The sequence below is a fragment of the Bradyrhizobium sp. USDA 3397 genome (assembly GCF_054060965.1).
The window spans coordinates 2,975,904-2,993,020 of the sequence record NZ_JBSSDS010000001.1 but is presented as its reverse complement, the minus strand read 5'-3'; the positions used below and the strand labels follow the sequence as shown (position 1 = coordinate 2,993,020).

Below are 17,117 nucleotides of genomic sequence, written 5' to 3'. Positions count from 1 at the left end.
TGTGCTAGTAACCCGCTCGACGCGCACGGTAGGCCACGCCGCTCGGGCGCGAGCCGACAAGCCTCGGAGTGCTGCCCTGATGACCACAACGCAACTTCGTATCGCGGTGCTGGTGCCCTGCTACAACGAGGAGGCCGCGGTCGCGACCGTCGTTGCCGATTTCCGCAAGGCGCTGCCAGCGGCGGAGATCTACGTCTACGACAACAATTCGCGCGACCGGACCGCCGCGGTCGCGCGCGAAGCCGGCGCGATCGTGCGCAGCGAGCGGCGGCAGGGCAAAGGTCACGTCGTACGCCGCATGTTCGCGGACGTCGAGGCCGACGTCTATGTGCTGGTCGACGGTGATGCCACCTACGATGCGCCGAGCGCACCGATGATGATCGACAAGCTGCTCGACGAGCATCTCGACATGGTGGTCGGGCTTCGCGTCGATCAGGTCCAGGCCGCCTACCGGCTCGGCCACCGCACCGGCAATCGCATGCTGACCGGCTTCCTGTCCGATACCTTCGGTCACGCTTTCAAGGACATCCTGTCCGGCTACCGGGTGTTCTCGCGCCGCTTCGTCAAGTCCTTTCCCGTCCTCTCCGACGGTTTCGAGATCGAGACCGAGCTTGCGGTCTATGCGCTGGAATTGTCGCTGCCGGTCGCCGAGGTCGAGACGCCCTACTATGCGCGCCCCGAAGGCTCGTTCTCCAAGCTCAACACCTGGCGCGACGGCTTTCGCATCCTCGGCACCATGCTGAAGCTCTATCGCAGCGAGCGGCCGTTGCGCTTCTTCACGGTGATCGGAATCCTGCTGGCGCTGGCGTCGATCATCTTCGCGATTCCGATCGTGATCACCTTCATCGAAACCGGCCTCGTGCCGCGCCTGCCCACCGCGGTGCTGTCGATGGGCCTGATGATCATGGCCCTGCTGTCGGTGTCATCAGGGCTCGTGCTCGATACGGTGACGCGAGGGCGGCGGGAGATGAAGATGCTGGCCTATCTGTCCCAGCCGGCGTCGAAACGGGACGCAGGTTGAGCCAGGCCTGCAGTTCGCCCGCCGGGAGGTGAAACGGGGCACCGCCGCCGCCCATGGACCTTCGCAGGCGCAAGTGCTACTCCGCGAATTGACATGAACGATCTCTCACTGACCATTCTTCCCGAAGCCGCCGGCGACGCTCAGGCGATCGAGCGGCTGCACGAACGCACCTTCGGCCCCGGCCGCTTCGTGCTGAGCGCCTACCGGATCCGCGAGCACGTCGACCATCTGCTCGAACTGTCCTTCACGGCCCGTATCGGCACGCTCCTGGTCGGCTCCGTCAGGCAATTGCCGATCCTGATCGGCGAAACGCCCGCGCTGCTGCTCGGGCCGCTCACCGTCGAGCCGCCGTTCCGCGACCGCGGCATCGGCCGTCAGTTGATGGAGCGCGCGCTGAAGGACGCCAGGGAAAAAGGCCACCGCCTCGTGCTGCTGGTCGGCGACGAGCCCTATTACGGCCGCGTCGGCTTCAAGCAGGTGCCGAAGGGCCGCGTCACCATGCCGGGTCCCGTCGATGCCGCGCGCATCCTGGTGTTCGAGCTCGTCGACGGCGCCTTCGAGGGCGTGTCGGGCGCGGTCGGCCCCGACTGGAGCAAGGCGCGGACATAGGAGCGGCGCGCGTCGTTGGAAACGCCGTAGCCCGGATGGAGCGCAGCGCAATCCGGGAAGGTCCTGCCGCAACGAGAGAACCCCGGATTACGCTACGCTCCATCCGGGCTACGACACTGCTCGTAGCTCATCCGGCTAAGAGACCGTCGAGAAGACGCGCGGCTGCGCGCGTCATACTCCGTCATTGCGAGCGCAGCGAAGCAATCCAGAATCTTTCCGCGGAGGCGGTCTGGATTGCTTCGTCGCAAGAGCTCCTCGCAATGACGGCGTGTGTCGTTACCTAGAACTTGAAGTTCGCGAACGCCCTGACGCCGATGCCGGGCAACAGCACCTGGTCCTTGTTGAAGGAGACGGCGTTGCGGATGTTTTCGTTCAGCAGGTTGTTGCCGACTAGCCCAACATGCATCTCGCGCGCGCCGAACCAACGTTGATCGAGCTGCGTTTTGTAGCTGACCTCGGCCCTTAGCAGGTTGTAGCCGGGCGTCGGCGTCTCCGCGATCGGTGCGATGTCGTTTTGCGCGAACGCGTGCAGCAGGTTGATCCGCGCAAACCAGTTGGCGTCGCGATAGTACACACCACCGCCCAGCCGCTGGGGCGGAATGCGTGGCACGTTGGTGCCGTCATCGAAGGTCGCACGCACGATGTCGTATTGACCTTCGATGCCCCAGATCCCGTTCCAGACCGGCATCACGTCGTACTGGAACTGGAATTCGCCGCCACGAAATGTCGCGTCGCGCTGCGAATAGACCGCCTGATTCAGTTCGAGGCCGGCGCCAAGCTGGCAAACGCCGTCCTCACACGTGTTGCCGGTCAGGCGCCGGTAGATAAAGCCGTTGAACTTGGTGTAGTAGCCGGTGATTTCGAAGCGAAGCGGCCCGACCGCCCGTCGCAGTCCCGCCTCGACCGACTTGGCGGTCTCGATGCCGAGATTGGGATTGCCGATGTCGAAAGTGGTGGTGGCATCGTGGCCGCCGCGCGAGAACAATTCCGCCGGTTTCGGCGCGCGTTCGACATATTGGCCGGTGATGCTGGCGACCAGATCCCAGGGAAGGCTGTGGATCAGGCCGATGCTCCCGCTCACCGGCGCGAAGTTGCGGTTGACCGCTGTTGCGGGGCCGATCGCGGCCGGATCGACGGCGAGGTCGAACACATCGGGGACGAAGGCTGGCGCCGTGCCGCTCAACCTTGCGCTCTCGACGCGCCCGGCGATCTGAGCCTTGGTGGCTTCGCTGAACTTGAACTCGTTGAAGATGTACCCGGCGACCTTTGTGTTCTTGTTCGGATCGAACAGTCCGTTGACCGGACTGCCTGGATCGTCCGGACTCGGCGCAGTCAGCTTCTGGTGCGACGCCTGAACACCCACAGCGGTGGTCAGCGCGGCAAAGCGGACGTCGAATGGCGCAAGCTGCACCTCGACGCGGCCTTCCTGTTCCTTGTTGGTGAAGGTCTGTCTCACGCCGAGGGAGCCGAGGTCGGCAGAGTCGGCGAGCCCGACCTCATCGTGCTTATAGTCGGTGGCGCTGGCCCAGAACCGGATCGCATCGATCGCCGCCGCGTCCGGCCGATACTCGCCTTTTGTCGTGAATTTTGTTTGTCGTCCGTCGATCCGCGTCAGGAACTCGCTGCCCTCGATACCGGGAATGTGATAGAGCGCGTTGTGCTGCGTGATTGCCGCGCCGACGTAGCCGCCGTCGAAGATGTAGGAGCCGCCGACAGATCCGCCGTAGGCCTGCGATGCCGAATTCGGCTGACGGCCGTTGAACGGCAGCGTCGGGTCGGTCAAGAACGGGTAGCTCGGGATGTTGTAGTCGCCGGCCTTGCGGCCAAAGGCATCGGCGTGGAAGGCAAAGTTGCCGCCGCCGGCGTCGAGCAGCACGGCACCTTCGGTCCCGCGATCGACCGACGTCACGGCCGTCCGTGTTTCCGCGGTGATGCAGCCCGGCGATCCCACGTTTGCCAGCGGCGCCTTGGTCGGGAGTCCGTAAGTCGGGAAGGGCGCCGTGCAGGACGGCAAAGCATCCGGAATTCGATTGTTGGTTGCGCTGACCACGCCGCCGATCGCGGTGGAGCCGTAGCGCAGCGTCGCCGGTCCGCGGATGACCTCGACCTGGTTGGCTGCCAGCGGATCGATCGGCACGAAGTGATCCTCGCCGAGGTCGGACGCGCCGTTGCTGCCCGTTCCGTTCTCGACAATGCCGACACGGTTGGTGTCGAGGCCGCGAATGATCGGGCGGCTCGATGCACCGGGTGCGTATTCAGAGCCGGTGATGCCGGGCTTCGAGAACAGGAGATCGCCGAGCGTGCCGCCGCCGTTGCGCCGAATCTCCTCGTTCGGCACGACCGTGACGGTCGCGAACTGATCGGTCACAACAGGCAGCACGCCTTGCTGAGGCGCGGCGGGCACCGGGGCTGCCGGCGCCGCTTCAACTGCCTGCTCGCGGCTGCGCACCCGCGCGGTTCGCGTGCCGCGGCCTGCGTTGCGGGTCGGCACCACTGCTCTGCGTACGATCGGGCTCGGCGCCGTTACGGTGATGGCGGGGAGCTCAGTCGACGATTTATCTTGTGCCGGCTGTTGTGCCGGTCGTTGTGCCGAGTCCTGGGCGAACGCGGATGTAGCGGCGGCGCCGAGCAGGAGCAGGCTTGCTCCGCCAAGGCGCTGCGCGCGTCGCAATTGAAATGACATGGTCCTGATTCCACTCAGGCGCCGTCCGGATGATGCTCTGCTGACCGGAGGCGGCCTGCCGTCGCGACGCGACGGAATTCGACTTCAACTTCTCCCAGATACTTGCCGATGGGCGGCGAGGCTGGGCGTGATCAAGCGTTGGAGTCAGGACGCAGGAGGGGCGCGCGGCTGGAACGCCGTGCCGGCCGATGTCAGATGAGCGAACTCGGCGTCGAGGCTGCGCCGGAGCAGCTCGATCGCCTGCGGGAGCAGCAGCACGGGCGGCGTCGCCGACACGATCGTGCCCGCCATCGCAATGATGGCGCAGATGGCGCAACCCTCGTCGCGCGAATGCTCGCGGTCGGGACTTGAGGGCGATTGCTTCTCGACGGCGGCGCTGTCGGTGGTTGCAACGTCCTTGGCGCCGCCTTCTGTGTGCTGGGCCGAGGATTGAGCAAGCGGCGCGGCCTGCGCGAACCAATGGCTGTGGCCGAACGTCAGCGCGAGCTGCACCAGCATCGCGAACAATGCGAGCCGGGCGCCGTGCCTGATCTTCGACCGGAACCACTTCATCTGGAAAACGCCACCCCCACACCGAGGCGTCAATCCCAGGACGCCGCGATGTTATAGTATAACATCGCCCGACGGTCCGTGCATGTCAACGGCAGGGCGAGCTGCCTGTGCACGCAGCCGCCCGATGTGTCCTTCGGGCAACGGGCGTGGGATGAATGGTGCTCGCCAAGCATTCGAAACACCTCTCCCGAAGGGAGAGGTCGGATCGCATCGGAGATGCGAGCCGGGTGGGGCTTACGGTCTCACGATGCGCTGCGGCCCCTCACCCGGATTGCTTTGGCGCGCAATGCGCGCCGTAGCAATCCGACCTCTCCCCGTCGGGGAGAGGTGAGCCATGGACAGTCGGCAGAATTTCATCGCGCCTCAGGAGCTCACCGCCCCTCGCGCACCCAGGTCGCCGCGAATGCGCCGAGGAGCAGCAGCAGGCCGATCACGCCGGCGAAGATCGGCAGCACGCCGACGCCCTTGACGACGCTGGCGTCGCGCATCCGCACGCCCATCCAGCCATCGCCGTGGAACATGCCGACCGAGCGCACCGGCAGGATGCGCGGCAGCTCGACGCTCGAGCCAGAGGCCACGCGCACGGCATCGCCGCCTGTCGCCTGTGTCAGCGGCTTCAACGTATCGACCGTGGAGGTGACTTCCGAAAATTCCTTCGGATTGGTCGGGCCGACATTGATCAGCGCTTTCAGCGTGCCGTCGGTGGCCTGCCACAGGCCGAGCTCGCTCGCCGGCAGGCTGGCGCGCCACTCGCCGGGATCGCCGGCGCTCAGCGTCAGATCCTGCGATACACCCGATGGCGAGGTCACGCTGACGGGCTGGACGCTGTCCGCCATGGTCTGACGCACCACGACGAGGTCCTTGCCCTGCACCTGGAGGCGCAACGCCTCCTCGTCGAGATCAGGCTGCTTCATCAGCCAGTGCGACATCCGCCGCAGCAGGTCGAGATGCGGACCGCCGCCCTCATAGCCGCGCGCCCACAGCCAGATGTGGTCAGACAGCAGGAGCGCGACGCGGCCCTCGCCGAAGCGAGACAGGAACAGCAGCGGCTTGCCGTCGACGCCGGTCATGACGGGCGGGTTGACCGCATTGCGGGTATCGACGGTGCGGAAGAACCGGCTCCAGCGCGGCGGCTCGCTGGCGGAGCCCTCCAGCCCGCGCGTGACGGGATGGCGTTTGCCGAGGTCGGACAGATGCGCATAGAACGGCTTCTCGGTGACGCCGACCGGTTCGGCCGGCAGCACCGAATCGAGCGGCGTGCGCCAGATGCTGCTGTTGGAGGCATAGTCGGGGCCGGCCGAGACCAGCACGGCGCCGCCTGCGCGCACGTAACGCGCCATGTTCTCGAAATAGGGGATCGGCAGCACGCCCTGGCGGGCATAGCGATCGAAGATGATCAGCTGGAATTCGTTGATCTTCTGCTGGAACAGCTCGCGGGTCGGAAACGCGATCAGCGACAATTCGTTGATCGGCGTGCCGTCCTGCTTCTCCGGCGGGCGCAGAATGGTGAAATGCACGAGGTCGACGCTGGCATCGGACTTGAGCAGATTGCGCCAGGTGCGCTCGCCCGAATGGGGCTCGCCCGAGACCAGCAGCACCCGCAGCTTGTCGCGCACGCCGTCAATGGCGACGACGGCGCGGTTGTTCACCGGCGTCAATTCGCGCTCGAGCGGCGAGGCCTCGATCTCGACGATGTTCGGCCCGGCATGCTTGATGTCGACGTCGACGCTCGCGGCCTGGCCGCTGGAGAGCGTGCGCTCGTTGATGACCTCGCCGTCGCGGCGGACCGTGACCCTGGCGCGCTCGCCGGTGACACCCTGGTCGTCGAGGCGGTAGGAGATGGTCTGGCTCTGCCCGACGATACCGAAGCGCGGCGCGGCGGTGATCGCGATGCGGCGGTCGCGCTCGTCCTTCTGGCCCGTAACCAGCGCGTGCACCGGCGCCTGGAAGCCGAGCGCGGCGGCGTTCGCGGGAATGTCGTGGACGCGGCCGTCGGTGATCAGGAACGCGCCGGCGACGCGGTCGACCGGGACGTCCGCCAAGGCCGAGGCCAGTGCGCCGAACAGCTTGGTGCCGTCGGTCTCGCCGTCGGCCTGTCCGGCTTCGACGACACGGACCTCGAGGCCCTTGATCTTCTTCAGGCTGTCGACCAGCGCCTCCTGCGCTTGCGCAGCTTCGCGATTGCGGTTGCCGAAGTTCTGGCTCGGGCTCTTGTCGACGACAACAGCGGCGACCGAGGTGAGGGGATCGCGGTCCTCGCGGGTGAAGGAGGGATTGGAAAGCGCCAGCAGGAACAGCGCCAGCGCGGCCACCCGCACCGCGGCGCCGCGCGCGCGCGCCAGCAGCAGCACGAGCGCGACAATGACGATCGCGGCGAGCGCGAGCCACAGCACGATGGTAGGAACAAGCGGTGTGAACGCGATGCCGTAGTTCATGTCGATCCTATTGCCCCAGCCGTTCGATCAGCGCCGGAGCGTGCACCTGGTCGGCCTTGTAGTTGCCGGTCAGCGTGTACATCACGATGTTGGCGCCGGCACGGTAGGCGAATTCGCGCTGGCGGGCGTCGCCGCCGGTCACCGGCAGCATGGCCTGTCCGTCGGGCCGCACCGCCCAGGCGCCGGCCAGGTCGTTCGAGGTGATGATGATCGGCGAGACGCCGTCGCCGCCGCGCGCCGGCCGTTGCGCGCTCTCATCGTCGTCTTCGCGCGGCAAGGTCTCGACCCAGGTCTGGCCGGCGGTGAAGCGGCCGGGGAAGTCGCGCAGCAGATAAAAGGTCTTGGTCAGCACGTGCTCTCGCGGCACCGGCTCGAGCTCGGGCACGTCGAGCGAGGACAGGATCTCGCGCAGAGTCTGCATCGCCGGCGTCTGCGCCGCGCCGTTGGCGCCGGGCGGCGCCTCGATCGCGTCGCGGGTGTCGAACAGCACGGTGCCGCCCTGCTTCATGTAGGCGTCGATCTTGTTGATGGCGTCCTGCGGCGGCTTCGGCGCGCCCGGCACGATCGGCCAGTAGATCAGCGGGAAGAAGGCGAGCTCGTCGCGCGCGGGATCGACGCCGACGGGATCGCCGGCCTCGAGCGCCGTGCGCTGGGCCAGGAACAGCGTCAGGCCGTTCATTCCCGCTTTGACGATGGAATCGACGTCCGCATTGCCCGTGACGACATAGGCGAGGCGGGTCTGCGACACCGACTTCATCGCGAACTCGTCCGTGATGCCGTCGGCGCGCGACGGCGCCGGCGAGAGCGCCGCGAATCCCGCGAGCAGGGCGAGCACGATCATCGCGGGCGCGGCGCGGCGGCGCAGCAGCGCGGCAATGCCGCCGCCGAGCACCGCGATGATGATGGCGTCGATCAGGAACAGCGCGAGCGCCGTCGACAGCAGCCAGCCGCGCAAATCGCGCGGCTCGGCATTGGTGTAGGTGGCGTGCCGGGCGCGCAGGCTCGCGGTGTTCAGGGCGGCAATGCGGTCGGCGCTGGCAAGCGTGTTCACGGCGAGCGGTCCTTCTGCCGGACCGTAGAAGCCGGGCGGATGATCTGATGTGGCGCGGTCGCGATAATCGGCAGGAAGCGGCTTGGCCGTCGCGGGCGGCGGACCGAACGCGCCAAATCCGTCGAGGATGTGCAGCGGCGCCACGGTCTCAGCGGTCGCTTCGCCGGCAACGCCAGCGCCGGGCTTCGCGGTGTAGCCGGACATGTCGACCACCCGCCGCAGCATTTCGACGAAGGTGCCCGACATCGGCAGATCCGACCAGCGCATGTCGGCGCTGACGTGGAACAGGCTGACGAGGCCCTTGCCACGATGCTCGCCGGTGACGAGCGGCGTGCCGTCTTCCAGCGAGGCCCAGCTCTTGGTGGCGAGCACGGCGTCGGGCTCGGCCAGCACCTGCCGGCTCACGGTGACGTCCTTGGGCACCGCGACGCCGGCGAACGGGCCGTCGACGGCGAAGGAGGCGAGATGCTGCGGCTTCTCCCAGGTCAGGCTGCCGCCGAGCGTGCGGCCGCCCTTGCGCAGCTTGACCGGCACGAGGTCGTCCTCCGCCTGTGCCAGCCGGGGCCCAGCGAACCGCACCAGCACGCCGCCCTGGTCGACCCAGGCATTGAGGCGTTCGCGCAGCTCGGGGGCGATGGTGCCGACATCGGCGAGGATGATCATCGGCAGCTTCTGGTCCAGAAACTGCGTGATGCCCTGCTGCGGCGAGCCCTTGTCGGCGAGCCGGACGTCGGCGAACGGCGCCAGCGCGCGGGTGAGATAGAAGGTCGGCGCCAGCAGTGGCTGCGCGGTCTCGCTGGTCGCGCCCGAGATGATGCCGATGGCGCGGCGACGCCAGCGCTTGTCGAGCAGCTGCACCGCGCCGGCCGAGCGCTCGCCGGAGATTTCGAGCCGCGTGATGTCGTTGCGCAGCTCGACCGGCAGATCGAACGCCGCCTCGGTTTCCTTGTCCTGCGGGCCGAACGAATAGCGCGCTTCGCCGATCGGCGAGGCCTTCTGGTCCAGCGCGCGCACCGTGCCGACCGCAATCCCGCTGTCGGTGCGCAGCACCTTCACCGTCATCTTCGCCGCGGCGTTCTCGGCGGCGACCAGGGCCAGCGGCGAGGAGGTGCCGCCTTCGAACACGGTCAGGCTGCGGTCGCCGATGGTCTTGCCGAGGCCGGCCACGAAGTCCTCGCCGCGGCCGGTGTCGACGCCGTCCGAGAGCCAGGCGATCTCGCAGTCGCCGGTGACCTTGAGGAAACGGTCGACCGCAGCCAGCGTCTCGACCCGGTCGATCGAATAGGGCTTTGGCGCCAGCTGCCGCAGCGCGACGCGCGCCGCACCCGCCGGCATCAGGGTGATGTCGCGGTTCGGCTCGGACAGCGGCACCAGCGCGATGCCGCGGCCGTCATTGTCGGCATTGGCGATAAGCTCGTCGGCGGTCCTGATCCTGACGTCCCAGTGCGATGCAGCGCTCCAGCCGTCGTCGAACATGATCATCAGCGGCGCCTTGCTCCCGGCGACGCCAGTTTGCGGATTCCAGATCGGGCCGGCGGCGGCGAAGATCACCAGCGCGGCGGCGAGCAGGCGAAGCGCGGTCAGCCACCATGGCGTCCGCGAGGGCGTCTCTTCTCTTGGCGTGATGTCGAACAACAGCCGCGTCGGCGGAAACTCGATGCGCCGCGGCCGCGGCGGCATCACGCGCAGGAGCCACCACAGCACGGGCAGGCTGAGGAGGCCGATCAGGAGCAGCGGTTGTGTGAAGGCGAGCGGCAATCCCATCATGCGGCCGGCCCCGCCTTGATCGTCGTGGTGCGTGCGCCGGACTTGCTCACCTGCATGCCCGCATGCAGGAACAGCAAGAGTTCGGCGGCGGAGCGGTCGGTCGCGTGCGTCGTGAACAGCCAGTCGAGCTTGTTGGTCTCGGCGCGGATCTGGTCCCGGTGCAGCGCGAGCCGCGCGGTGTAGTCCTGCGCCCAGCTCTCGGCGCGGCCGGCGGTGATCACGCCAAAGCCTTCCGGCTCGACGAACTCGACGCGGCCGGAATAGGGGAACGATTCCTCGGCGGGATCGACCACCTGCACCATCGTGCCGTGCGCGCCGGAGCTGGACAGCCCGGCGAGCGTCGTCCTGATCTCGGCGATCGGCGACCAGAAATCCGACAGCACGATGATCTCGGCCAGCGCGGCCGGAACGAAGGATGGCGGCAGGCTCAGTCGGTCTGCATCGTCATGCAGCATCGCCTGCGCCATCCTGTCGATGACGCTGCGGCTTGCGGTCGGCGCCATCAGCCCGGGAATGCCGACGCGCTCGCCGCCGGCGACGAGCAGCTCGGCCAGTGCGAAGGCGACGATCAGCGTCCGCTCGAGCTTGGACACGCGCGCGGTCTTCGAGGCGAACGCCATCGAGGGCGAGCGGTCCGGCCAGATCCAGACCGTGTGCGAGGCTTCCCATTCCAGCTCGCGCACGTAGAGATGGTCGTCGCGCGCCGAGCGGCGCCAATCGACGTTCTGCGACGGTTCGCCCGAGACGAAGCGGCGGTACTGCCAGAAGTTTTCGCCCGAGCCGGCGCGGCGCCGTCCATGCAGGCCGTGGATGACGTTGGCGGCGATGCGGCGGGCCTCGAGCACCAGGCGCGGCAACGAAGCGGCGAGCGTGCGGCTTTCGCCATCGGCACGTCGGATCGCCAGGATCTCCTTCGCTGCCCGCCCGTTCTCCGCTGCCATCAACCGATCCGTGTCTTCAATTGCCGGATCACGTCCGGAATCGTGCGGCCTTCGGCGCGCGCCTGGAACGTCAACGCCATGCGGTGCTTCAGCACGGGCTCGGCAAGGTCGAGCACGTCGTCGATCGACGGGGCCAGGCGGCCGTCGATCAGCGCACGCGCGCGCACCGCCAGCATCAGGGATTGGCTGGCGCGCGGGCCGGGGCCCCAGGCAATGAACTTGCCGGCTTCGCCGGCGTCCGGACCCGGGCGGGCCGAGCGCACCAGCGAGAGAATTGCTTCCACCACGGAATCTCCGACCGGCAAGCGCCGGATCAGGCGCTGCGCGGTGATCAGCGCATCGGGCGTCATCGCGCCCTTGGCCAGCGTCTCCTCCGCGCCCGTGGTCTCGAACAGGATGCGGCGCTCGGCATCGCGGTCGGGATAGTCGACGTCGATCTCCATCAGGAAGCGGTCGAGCTGGGCTTCGGGCAGCGGATAAGTGCCTTCCTGCTCCAGCGGGTTCTGCGTCGCGAGCACGTGGAAGGGTTTCGGCAGATCGTGACGCGCGCCGGCGACGGTGATGTGCTGCTCCTGCATCGCCTGCAACAACGCCGATTGCGTGCGCGGTGAGGCGCGGTTGATCTCGTCGGCCATCAGGAGCTGCGCGAACACGGGACCGGCAATGAAGCGGAAGGCGCGCCTTCCCGCGGTGCTCTCGTCCAGCACTTCGGCGCCGAGAATGTCGGAAGGCATCAAATCGGGCGTGAACTGGATGCGCTTGGCGTCGAGACCGAGCGTGACGCCGAGCGTCTCCACCAGCTTGGTCTTGGCAAGGCCCGGCACGCCGATCAGGAGCGCATGGCCGCCGGAGAGGATGGTGACCAGCGTGTTCTCGATCACGCGATCCTGGCCGAAGATGACCGAGGCGATCGCGTCCTTGGCCGCGCGAACCTGGCTCGACACCTGCTCGGCCGAACGGACGATCCCGTCCTCGAGTTTCTCGACACTCTCCGCCATTCGCTTGCTCCTTCAGCCTGTGCAACGCGGCTTGCTTGCATCGTCAGCCTGTCACGTCAGGTCATCACGCCAGATCATGGGCCCCATGCTAGACTTGCAGGAAGGCCATGTATTCGTTGAATTAACCTATCCCCACCTTATCGGCTTCGGGGTATGTACGGCATCACGAAGTGGCGACCTCCACATCGGACTATTCCGGATGGAACCGCGCACCTAAGTACAACGTAGACCTGCACCAATCGTGCCAATCACAAAGTCAGGGCAAACCATGGCGAACCAAGGGCAGAGCGCCGATCGGGGTCTCGAGGGACTGACTGCTGCCGCCAAAAGCGCTGCCGGTGCCGAAGGCGCCAAAAAGGGCCTGCCTCCGGTGCATCTGTGGAATCCGCCGTTTTGCGGCGATCTCGACATCCGAATCGCCTCCGATGGTACTTGGTTCTACATGGGGACGCCAATCGGGCGTCCCGCTTTGGTGCGGCTGTTTTCGACCATTCTCAAGCGCGAGGGCGACAAGCATTTCCTGGTCACGCCGGTGGAGAAGGTCGGTATCCGCGTCGACGATGCGCCGTTCATGGCGGTCGAGATGCAGAAGGACGGCGAGGGCAGCCATCGCGTGCTGCACTTCCGCACCAATGTCGACGACTGGGTCAGCTGCGACGCGGCGCACCGGCTGCGTTTCGAGCAGGCAAGGGATGGCGGGCTGACGCCCTACTTGCACGTCCGCGCCGACCTCTGGGCCAAGGTGACGCGCGCGCTCTATTACGATCTGGTTGACATGGGCGAGGAGCGGATGGTCGATGGCCAGCCGATGTTCGGTGTCGAGTCGGCCGGCGAGTTCTTCGCCATGGCCGATGCGGAGCAGGTGAGGGCGGCGCTTTGAATTTGAACAACCCTATCCTGACGAACGAGCCGGTCGCGCTTGGCGCTGCGGATTTCTTCGCCCGCTCCAGGGCGCGGCTCGGCTTCGACGTGCCGCCCGGCCTCTATGATCCCAACATCATCCCGGCCTCGGGCGATCCCGGCACCGACAAGATGCTCGAGATCATCGCGCGCGAGCAGCCGGTGCGCCCGGCAGCGGTCCTGATCGCGGTGGTCGACCATCCCGAGCCCACCATCCTGCTGACGCAGCGCTCGGCGCATCTCAACGACCATGCCGGCCAGATCGCCTTTCCCGGCGGCAAGATCGACGCGATCGATGCCTCGCCGCTCGATGCGGCGCTGCGCGAGGCGGAGGAGGAGGTCGGGCTGTCGCGCGACTTCGTCGAGCCGCTCGGCTATCTCGATCTCTACGGCACCGCCTTCGGCTTCCGCATCCTGCCGACGGTTGCCAGGGTCAGGCCCGGCTTTTCGCTCAGCATCAACCATTCCGAGGTTGATGATGCGTTCGAGGTGCCGCTATCCTTCCTGATGAATCCGGTGAACCACCAGGTGCACAGCAAGGAATTCCGCGGCACGCCGCGATCCTATTACGCGATGCCGTTCGCGGAACGCTACATCTGGGGTGCGACGGCGGGCATGCTGCGTGTGCTGTATGAGCGGATCTATTCGTCATGATCCGGACGGTTCTGACCGAGATCGGAATCTTCCTCATCCCCTTTGCCGTCTATGCGCTGTTCCTGGCGGCGACGCGGTCCGGTGTGTTCGCACGCTCCTCATGGCCGGTCGCGATCGTCGCGCGTCTTGCGCTGGTGGCGATCGTGCTGGTCATCGCGGGCCTCATCGGCTTGGCGGAGTTCTCCGGCGCGCCGCCGGATTCGACCTACGTCCCCGCCCATATCGAGGACGGCAAGCTCGTGCCGGGCACGGAAAAGTAGGGGCGGGTCCATGAGCGCGGAGCCTTTACTCGCCGATGCGCCCTGGCTGACCGCAGGCGGCACCGCGCGCGTCCTGGCGCTGCTCGGCACCGATGGCGAGGAGGCGCGGGTGGTCGGCGGCGCCGTGCGCAACGCGCTGCTCGGTCTTGCGCCGGGTGACATCGACATCGCGACCACGGCGCTGCCGGATGAGGTGATACGGCGCGCCAAGGCCGCCGGCATCAAGAGCGTGCCGACCGGCATCGACCACGGCACCGTCACGTTGGTGATCGATGCCCACCCCTATGAAGTCACGACGCTGCGCGAGGACACCGAGACCTTCGGCCGCAAGGCGAAGGTCGCGTTCGGCCGCGACTGGGTCAAGGATGCCGAGCGGCGCGACTTCACCATGAACGGCCTGTCGGTCGATGCGCGCGGCGTCGTCTACGACTATGTCGGCGGCATCAACGACGCCAAAGCGCGGCGCGTGCGCTTCATCGGCGATCCCGACCAGCGCATCGCCGAGGATTACTTACGCATCCTGCGCTTCTTCCGCATCCATGCCGCCTTCGGTGCCGGCGAGCCCGACCGCGACGGCTATCTCGCCTGCATCCGCGGACGCGCGGGCCTGGCCAGCCTGTCGGCCGAGCGGGTGCGCATGGAGATGCTCAAGCTGCTGGTCGCCGGTGGTGCGGCTGCGGCCGTGCGGGCCATGGCCGAGGGCGGATTGCTGCAGGCGTTGACCGGCGGCGTCGTCTACACGGGTCCCCTGGACACAATGATCGCAATCGAGCGCGAGCTCGGCCTCAGCCCCAGCAGCACGCGGCGCCTGGCCGCGCTCGCGGTCGCCGTCACCGAAGACGCCAAGCGCCTCGCCGTGCGCCTGCGGCTTTCCAATGCCGAGGCCAAGGCGCTGGATTCGATGGGGCACCGCTGGTGGCGCTTCGCCACCAAAGACGAAGCCAGGGCACGGCGCTTGCTGTACCGGCTCGGGCCCGAGCGCTATCACGATCGCGTATTGCTTGGCTGGGCACGCAACGGCGGCGACGTCACATCGACGCGCTGGCGCGCGCTCGCCGAGCTGCCGCAGCGCTGGAGCGCGCCGAAATTCCCGCTGAAGGCCGCCGACTTCATCGCGCGCGGCCTCGCCGAAGGACCCGCGCTCGGCCATGTGCTGACGCTCGCCGAAGACGCTTGGCTCGCGTCGGATTTCCCACGCGAGGAAGCCACGCTCGCCGCGATCGCCGATCAAGCCGTGGCCCGCATCAGAGGCGACCAGAAAGATTGACCATCGTCTCAGGCTTCGCCGATATCTCGCTTCTGCAGCTTCTGCTGGTCGCAGCGATGGCGTTGTTTGCATCGATTATCGGCGGTCTCGCCGGCTACGGCACCGGTGCGCTGATGCCCTTGGTGCTGGTCCCGCTGGTCGGGGCCGAGCCCGTCGTGCCGATCATCGCGATCTCCGCGATGCTGACCAATGCGAGCCGCGCGCTTGCCTATGTCCGCCATGCGGACCGCCGCCGCGTGCTGGTCGTGCTGGCCTGCGCAGGCTTGACCACCGCGCTCGGCGCCTACGGCTACACCCGCCTCACCAATGCCGGCGCCGCGCTCGTGATCGGCGCCATGCTGATCCTGAGCGTGCCGCTGCGCCGCAGGCTTCGCCGCCGCGATGTCAGGATCGGCGACGCCGGCCTCGCCGCTGGCTCGGTCGGCTATGGCGTCCTGGTCGGCGGCACCTCGGGCTCCGGCGTGATCCTGCTCTCGCTGTTGATGGCCGCAGGGCTCGAAGGCGCCGCGGTGATTGCGACCGACGCGATGATCTCGCTCGGCACCGGCCTCATCAAGATCTCGGTATTCGGCCTCGCCGGCGCCGTCACCGCGCAGGTGCTCGCCTTGGCGCTGCTGATCGGTGGCATGGCCGTGCCCGGCGCGTTCCTGGCCAGGGCTTTCGTCGAACGGATGCCGGTGCAGATTCACACGGCGATCCTCGATGCCGCCGTGATCACCGGCGGGCTGGTGATGATTTCAGTGGTGGCGCGGCAGCTGATGGCCTAACGACGCCGGCTGAAATGGCGCAGGTGCAGCGCCGAATCCCAATGTCGTTGGCTTGAAGCGCCCTCACGTCGTTCCGCAAGTCCCACCGCGCGTCTGGCGTCCCAGGAGCATCTGACGTCGCGAAAATCCGGATCACGTCGCGCCAGGCGAATTTTGCGCGCATAAACCGTGTTCCACAGCTCCACGCCGTGTCGCGGACGCTACAGCAATACTGCGAGACCACCTGTATGACTTGGCTCAAGCGGACGGCCGGTCATCGGCGGTTGTACGAGTGCTCAAGCGGCGCCTCGAGGGAAGTTATGAAATCCATTGTCTCCGGTACTCTCCTGATCTCGGCTCTTTGTCTCTCCCACGCCGCCTCCGCGGCCGATCTCGGCAGGGCTTACACCAAGGCGCCGCCCGCGCCGGTCGCGTTCAGCTGGACCGGTTTTTATGCTGGCGTGCATGGTGGTTATGGCTGGAGCGATCCGACCGCGACCTTCGATCCGGGCGCGCTCGCAACCGGGACGGTGCCCGGCTATGTCGTCACGGGTGGGACTGGGCCGTTCACCCTGGATGTGAACCCCAAGGGCGGATTCGGCGGCGGCCAAATCGGCTATAACTGGCAGTCCGGCACGTTCGTGTACGGTCTGGAAGCGGATGTGAGCGGCGCAGCCATCAGGGAGACGGCGAGCCGCCCGTTCAGCGTCACCGGCACGATCGGCGGCGACAATGGCGCCTTCACCGGCGTATTCAATCTCAAGCAGGAAATCGATGTCTTCGGCACCATCCGCGGACGTCTCGGATACGCGGCGAACAACCTGCTGATCTACGGTACCGGTGGCTTCGCCTGGGGCCACGTCAAGAACAGCATCTTCACCTCCAATCTCGCCACGCCGAACATCGCCAATTTCAACGGCTTCTTCCCGGCCCTGACGCGAAGCGCGTCCTCGTCGGAGGTCCAGGTGGGCTTCTCCGCCGGTGGCGGCCTTGAATGGGCTTTCGACCCGCGCTGGACGTTCAAGGCCGAGTACATCTACATCAATCTCGGAAAGTCGAACGGCAATGCGCTTGCATTCCCCGGAGCGTCCTTCACCGACACCGAGGTTCAGCTTCATACGGCCAAGGGCGGCATCAACTATCGGTTCTGATCTCGACCGGCATCAGCTCGTAGGAGGGTTTCGCCGTTGCGAAACCCTCGCCTCGATCCATGTCGTCATTTGCTCACCGCCG

14 protein-coding genes are annotated in these 17,117 nt (G+C 67.0%); 8 read left to right on the top strand and 6 right to left on the bottom strand.

Annotated features, from left to right (window positions below; translation table 11 throughout):
* Positions 1-79: 79 nt before the first annotated feature.
* A complete protein-coding gene (locus ACVWYQ_RS14170) occupies positions 80-1,021 on the top strand; it encodes a glycosyltransferase family 2 protein (RefSeq protein ID WP_275508356.1) in 942 nt (313 codons plus the stop codon).
* A gap of 93 nt (positions 1,022-1,114) precedes the next feature.
* On the top strand, positions 1,115-1,630 hold the full coding sequence (locus ACVWYQ_RS14165; protein ID WP_157286398.1) for a GNAT family N-acetyltransferase: 516 nt from the start codon (positions 1,115-1,117) through the stop codon (positions 1,628-1,630).
* 280 nt (positions 1,631-1,910) lie between these two features.
* Here the strand turns inward: ACVWYQ_RS14165 and ACVWYQ_RS14160 are convergent, their stop codons facing one another.
* The 6 genes from ACVWYQ_RS14160 to ACVWYQ_RS14135 form a co-directional block, all read right to left on the bottom strand.
* A complete protein-coding gene (locus ACVWYQ_RS14160) occupies positions 1,911-4,313 on the bottom strand; it encodes a TonB-dependent receptor (protein WP_404543418.1) in 2,403 nt (800 codons plus the stop codon).
* Between the two features lie 144 nt (positions 4,314-4,457).
* Complete coding sequence (locus ACVWYQ_RS14155) at positions 4,458-4,865, bottom strand: DUF2946 domain-containing protein (RefSeq protein WP_275497535.1); 408 nt, start codon at positions 4,863-4,865, stop codon at positions 4,458-4,460.
* A 371-nt stretch (positions 4,866-5,236) separates the two neighbouring features.
* Complete coding sequence (locus ACVWYQ_RS14150; protein ID WP_157286395.1) at positions 5,237-7,300, bottom strand: hypothetical protein; 2,064 nt, start codon at positions 7,298-7,300, stop codon at positions 5,237-5,239.
* Positions 7,301-7,307: 7 nt separating this feature from the next.
* Positions 7,308-10,118 carry a DUF4159 domain-containing protein gene (locus ACVWYQ_RS14145; RefSeq protein ID WP_404543415.1) on the bottom strand — a complete coding sequence of 937 codons (2,811 nt, stop codon included), beginning with the start codon at positions 10,116-10,118 and terminating at the stop codon, positions 7,308-7,310.
* Positions 10,115-11,059: a DUF58 domain-containing protein gene (locus ACVWYQ_RS14140; protein ID WP_036024824.1), complete on the bottom strand. Its 945-nt coding sequence runs from the start codon at positions 11,057-11,059 to the stop codon at positions 10,115-10,117. Before ACVWYQ_RS14140 ends, ACVWYQ_RS14145 begins: the two co-directional genes overlap by 4 nt.
* Positions 11,059-12,057 carry an AAA family ATPase gene (locus ACVWYQ_RS14135; RefSeq protein WP_025038173.1) on the bottom strand — a complete coding sequence of 333 codons (999 nt, stop codon included), beginning with the start codon at positions 12,055-12,057 and terminating at the stop codon, positions 11,059-11,061. Before ACVWYQ_RS14135 ends, ACVWYQ_RS14140 begins: the two co-directional genes overlap by 1 nt.
* A gap of 268 nt (positions 12,058-12,325) precedes the next feature.
* Between ACVWYQ_RS14135 and ACVWYQ_RS14130 the strand changes: the two genes are divergently transcribed.
* The 6 genes from ACVWYQ_RS14130 (at position 12,326) to ACVWYQ_RS14105 (ending at position 17,035) form a co-directional block, all read left to right on the top strand.
* The gene (locus ACVWYQ_RS14130; protein WP_404543413.1) at positions 12,326-12,937 is read left to right on the top strand and encodes a DUF1285 domain-containing protein; all 612 of its coding nucleotides are present in this window, start codon (positions 12,326-12,328) and stop codon (positions 12,935-12,937) included.
* A 2-nt stretch (positions 12,938-12,939) separates the two neighbouring features.
* Positions 12,940-13,611 (top strand): CoA pyrophosphatase, encoded by a 672-nt coding sequence (locus ACVWYQ_RS14125; RefSeq protein ID WP_157286391.1) that lies wholly within the window; start codon positions 12,940-12,942, stop codon positions 13,609-13,611.
* Positions 13,608-13,871, top strand: a complete 264-nt coding sequence (locus ACVWYQ_RS14120; RefSeq protein WP_036013774.1) for a DUF6111 family protein — start codon at positions 13,608-13,610, stop codon at positions 13,869-13,871. Before ACVWYQ_RS14125 ends, ACVWYQ_RS14120 begins: the two co-directional genes overlap by 4 nt.
* Before the next feature lie 10 nt (positions 13,872-13,881).
* Complete coding sequence (locus ACVWYQ_RS14115) at positions 13,882-15,138, top strand: CCA tRNA nucleotidyltransferase (RefSeq protein ID WP_404543411.1); 1,257 nt, start codon at positions 13,882-13,884, stop codon at positions 15,136-15,138.
* Entirely contained in the window at positions 15,135-15,905 is a 771-nt protein-coding gene (locus ACVWYQ_RS14110; RefSeq protein WP_404543409.1) for a sulfite exporter TauE/SafE family protein, read from the top strand. The genes ACVWYQ_RS14115 and ACVWYQ_RS14110 overlap by 4 nt, the downstream gene beginning before the upstream one ends.
* Positions 15,906-16,204: 299 nt before the next feature.
* Positions 16,205-17,035 (top strand): outer membrane protein, encoded by an 831-nt coding sequence (locus tag ACVWYQ_RS14105; RefSeq protein ID WP_404543408.1) that lies wholly within the window; start codon positions 16,205-16,207, stop codon positions 17,033-17,035.
* Positions 17,036-17,117: the final 82 nt, after the last annotated feature.

Bases quoted from the DNA above. Each gene is read 5' to 3' on its own strand.
- ACVWYQ_RS14170 (WP_275508356.1), top strand. From the start codon at position 80: ATGACCACAACGCAACTTCGTATCGCGGTGCTGGTGCCCTGCTACAAC.
- ACVWYQ_RS14165 (WP_157286398.1), top strand. From the start codon at position 1,115: ATGAACGATCTCTCACTGACCATTCTTCCCGAAGCCGCCGGCGACGCT.
- ACVWYQ_RS14160 (WP_404543418.1), bottom strand. From the start codon at position 4,313: ATGTCATTTCAATTGCGACGCGCGCAGCGCCTTGGCGGAGCAAGCCTG.
- ACVWYQ_RS14155 (WP_275497535.1), bottom strand. From the start codon at position 4,865: ATGAAGTGGTTCCGGTCGAAGATCAGGCACGGCGCCCGGCTCGCATTG.
- ACVWYQ_RS14150 (WP_157286395.1), bottom strand. From the start codon at position 7,300: ATGAACTACGGCATCGCGTTCACACCGCTTGTTCCTACCATCGTGCTG.
- ACVWYQ_RS14145 (WP_404543415.1), bottom strand. From the start codon at position 10,118: ATGATGGGATTGCCGCTCGCCTTCACACAACCGCTGCTCCTGATCGGC.
- ACVWYQ_RS14140 (WP_036024824.1), bottom strand. From the start codon at position 11,059: ATGGCAGCGGAGAACGGGCGGGCAGCGAAGGAGATCCTGGCGATCCGA.
- ACVWYQ_RS14135 (WP_025038173.1), bottom strand. From the start codon at position 12,057: ATGGCGGAGAGTGTCGAGAAACTCGAGGACGGGATCGTCCGTTCGGCC.
- ACVWYQ_RS14130 (WP_404543413.1), top strand. From the start codon at position 12,326: ATGGCGAACCAAGGGCAGAGCGCCGATCGGGGTCTCGAGGGACTGACT.
- ACVWYQ_RS14120 (WP_036013774.1), top strand. From the start codon at position 13,608: ATGATCCGGACGGTTCTGACCGAGATCGGAATCTTCCTCATCCCCTTT.
- ACVWYQ_RS14115 (WP_404543411.1), top strand. From the start codon at position 13,882: ATGAGCGCGGAGCCTTTACTCGCCGATGCGCCCTGGCTGACCGCAGGC.
- ACVWYQ_RS14105 (WP_404543408.1), top strand. From the start codon at position 16,205: ATGAAATCCATTGTCTCCGGTACTCTCCTGATCTCGGCTCTTTGTCTC.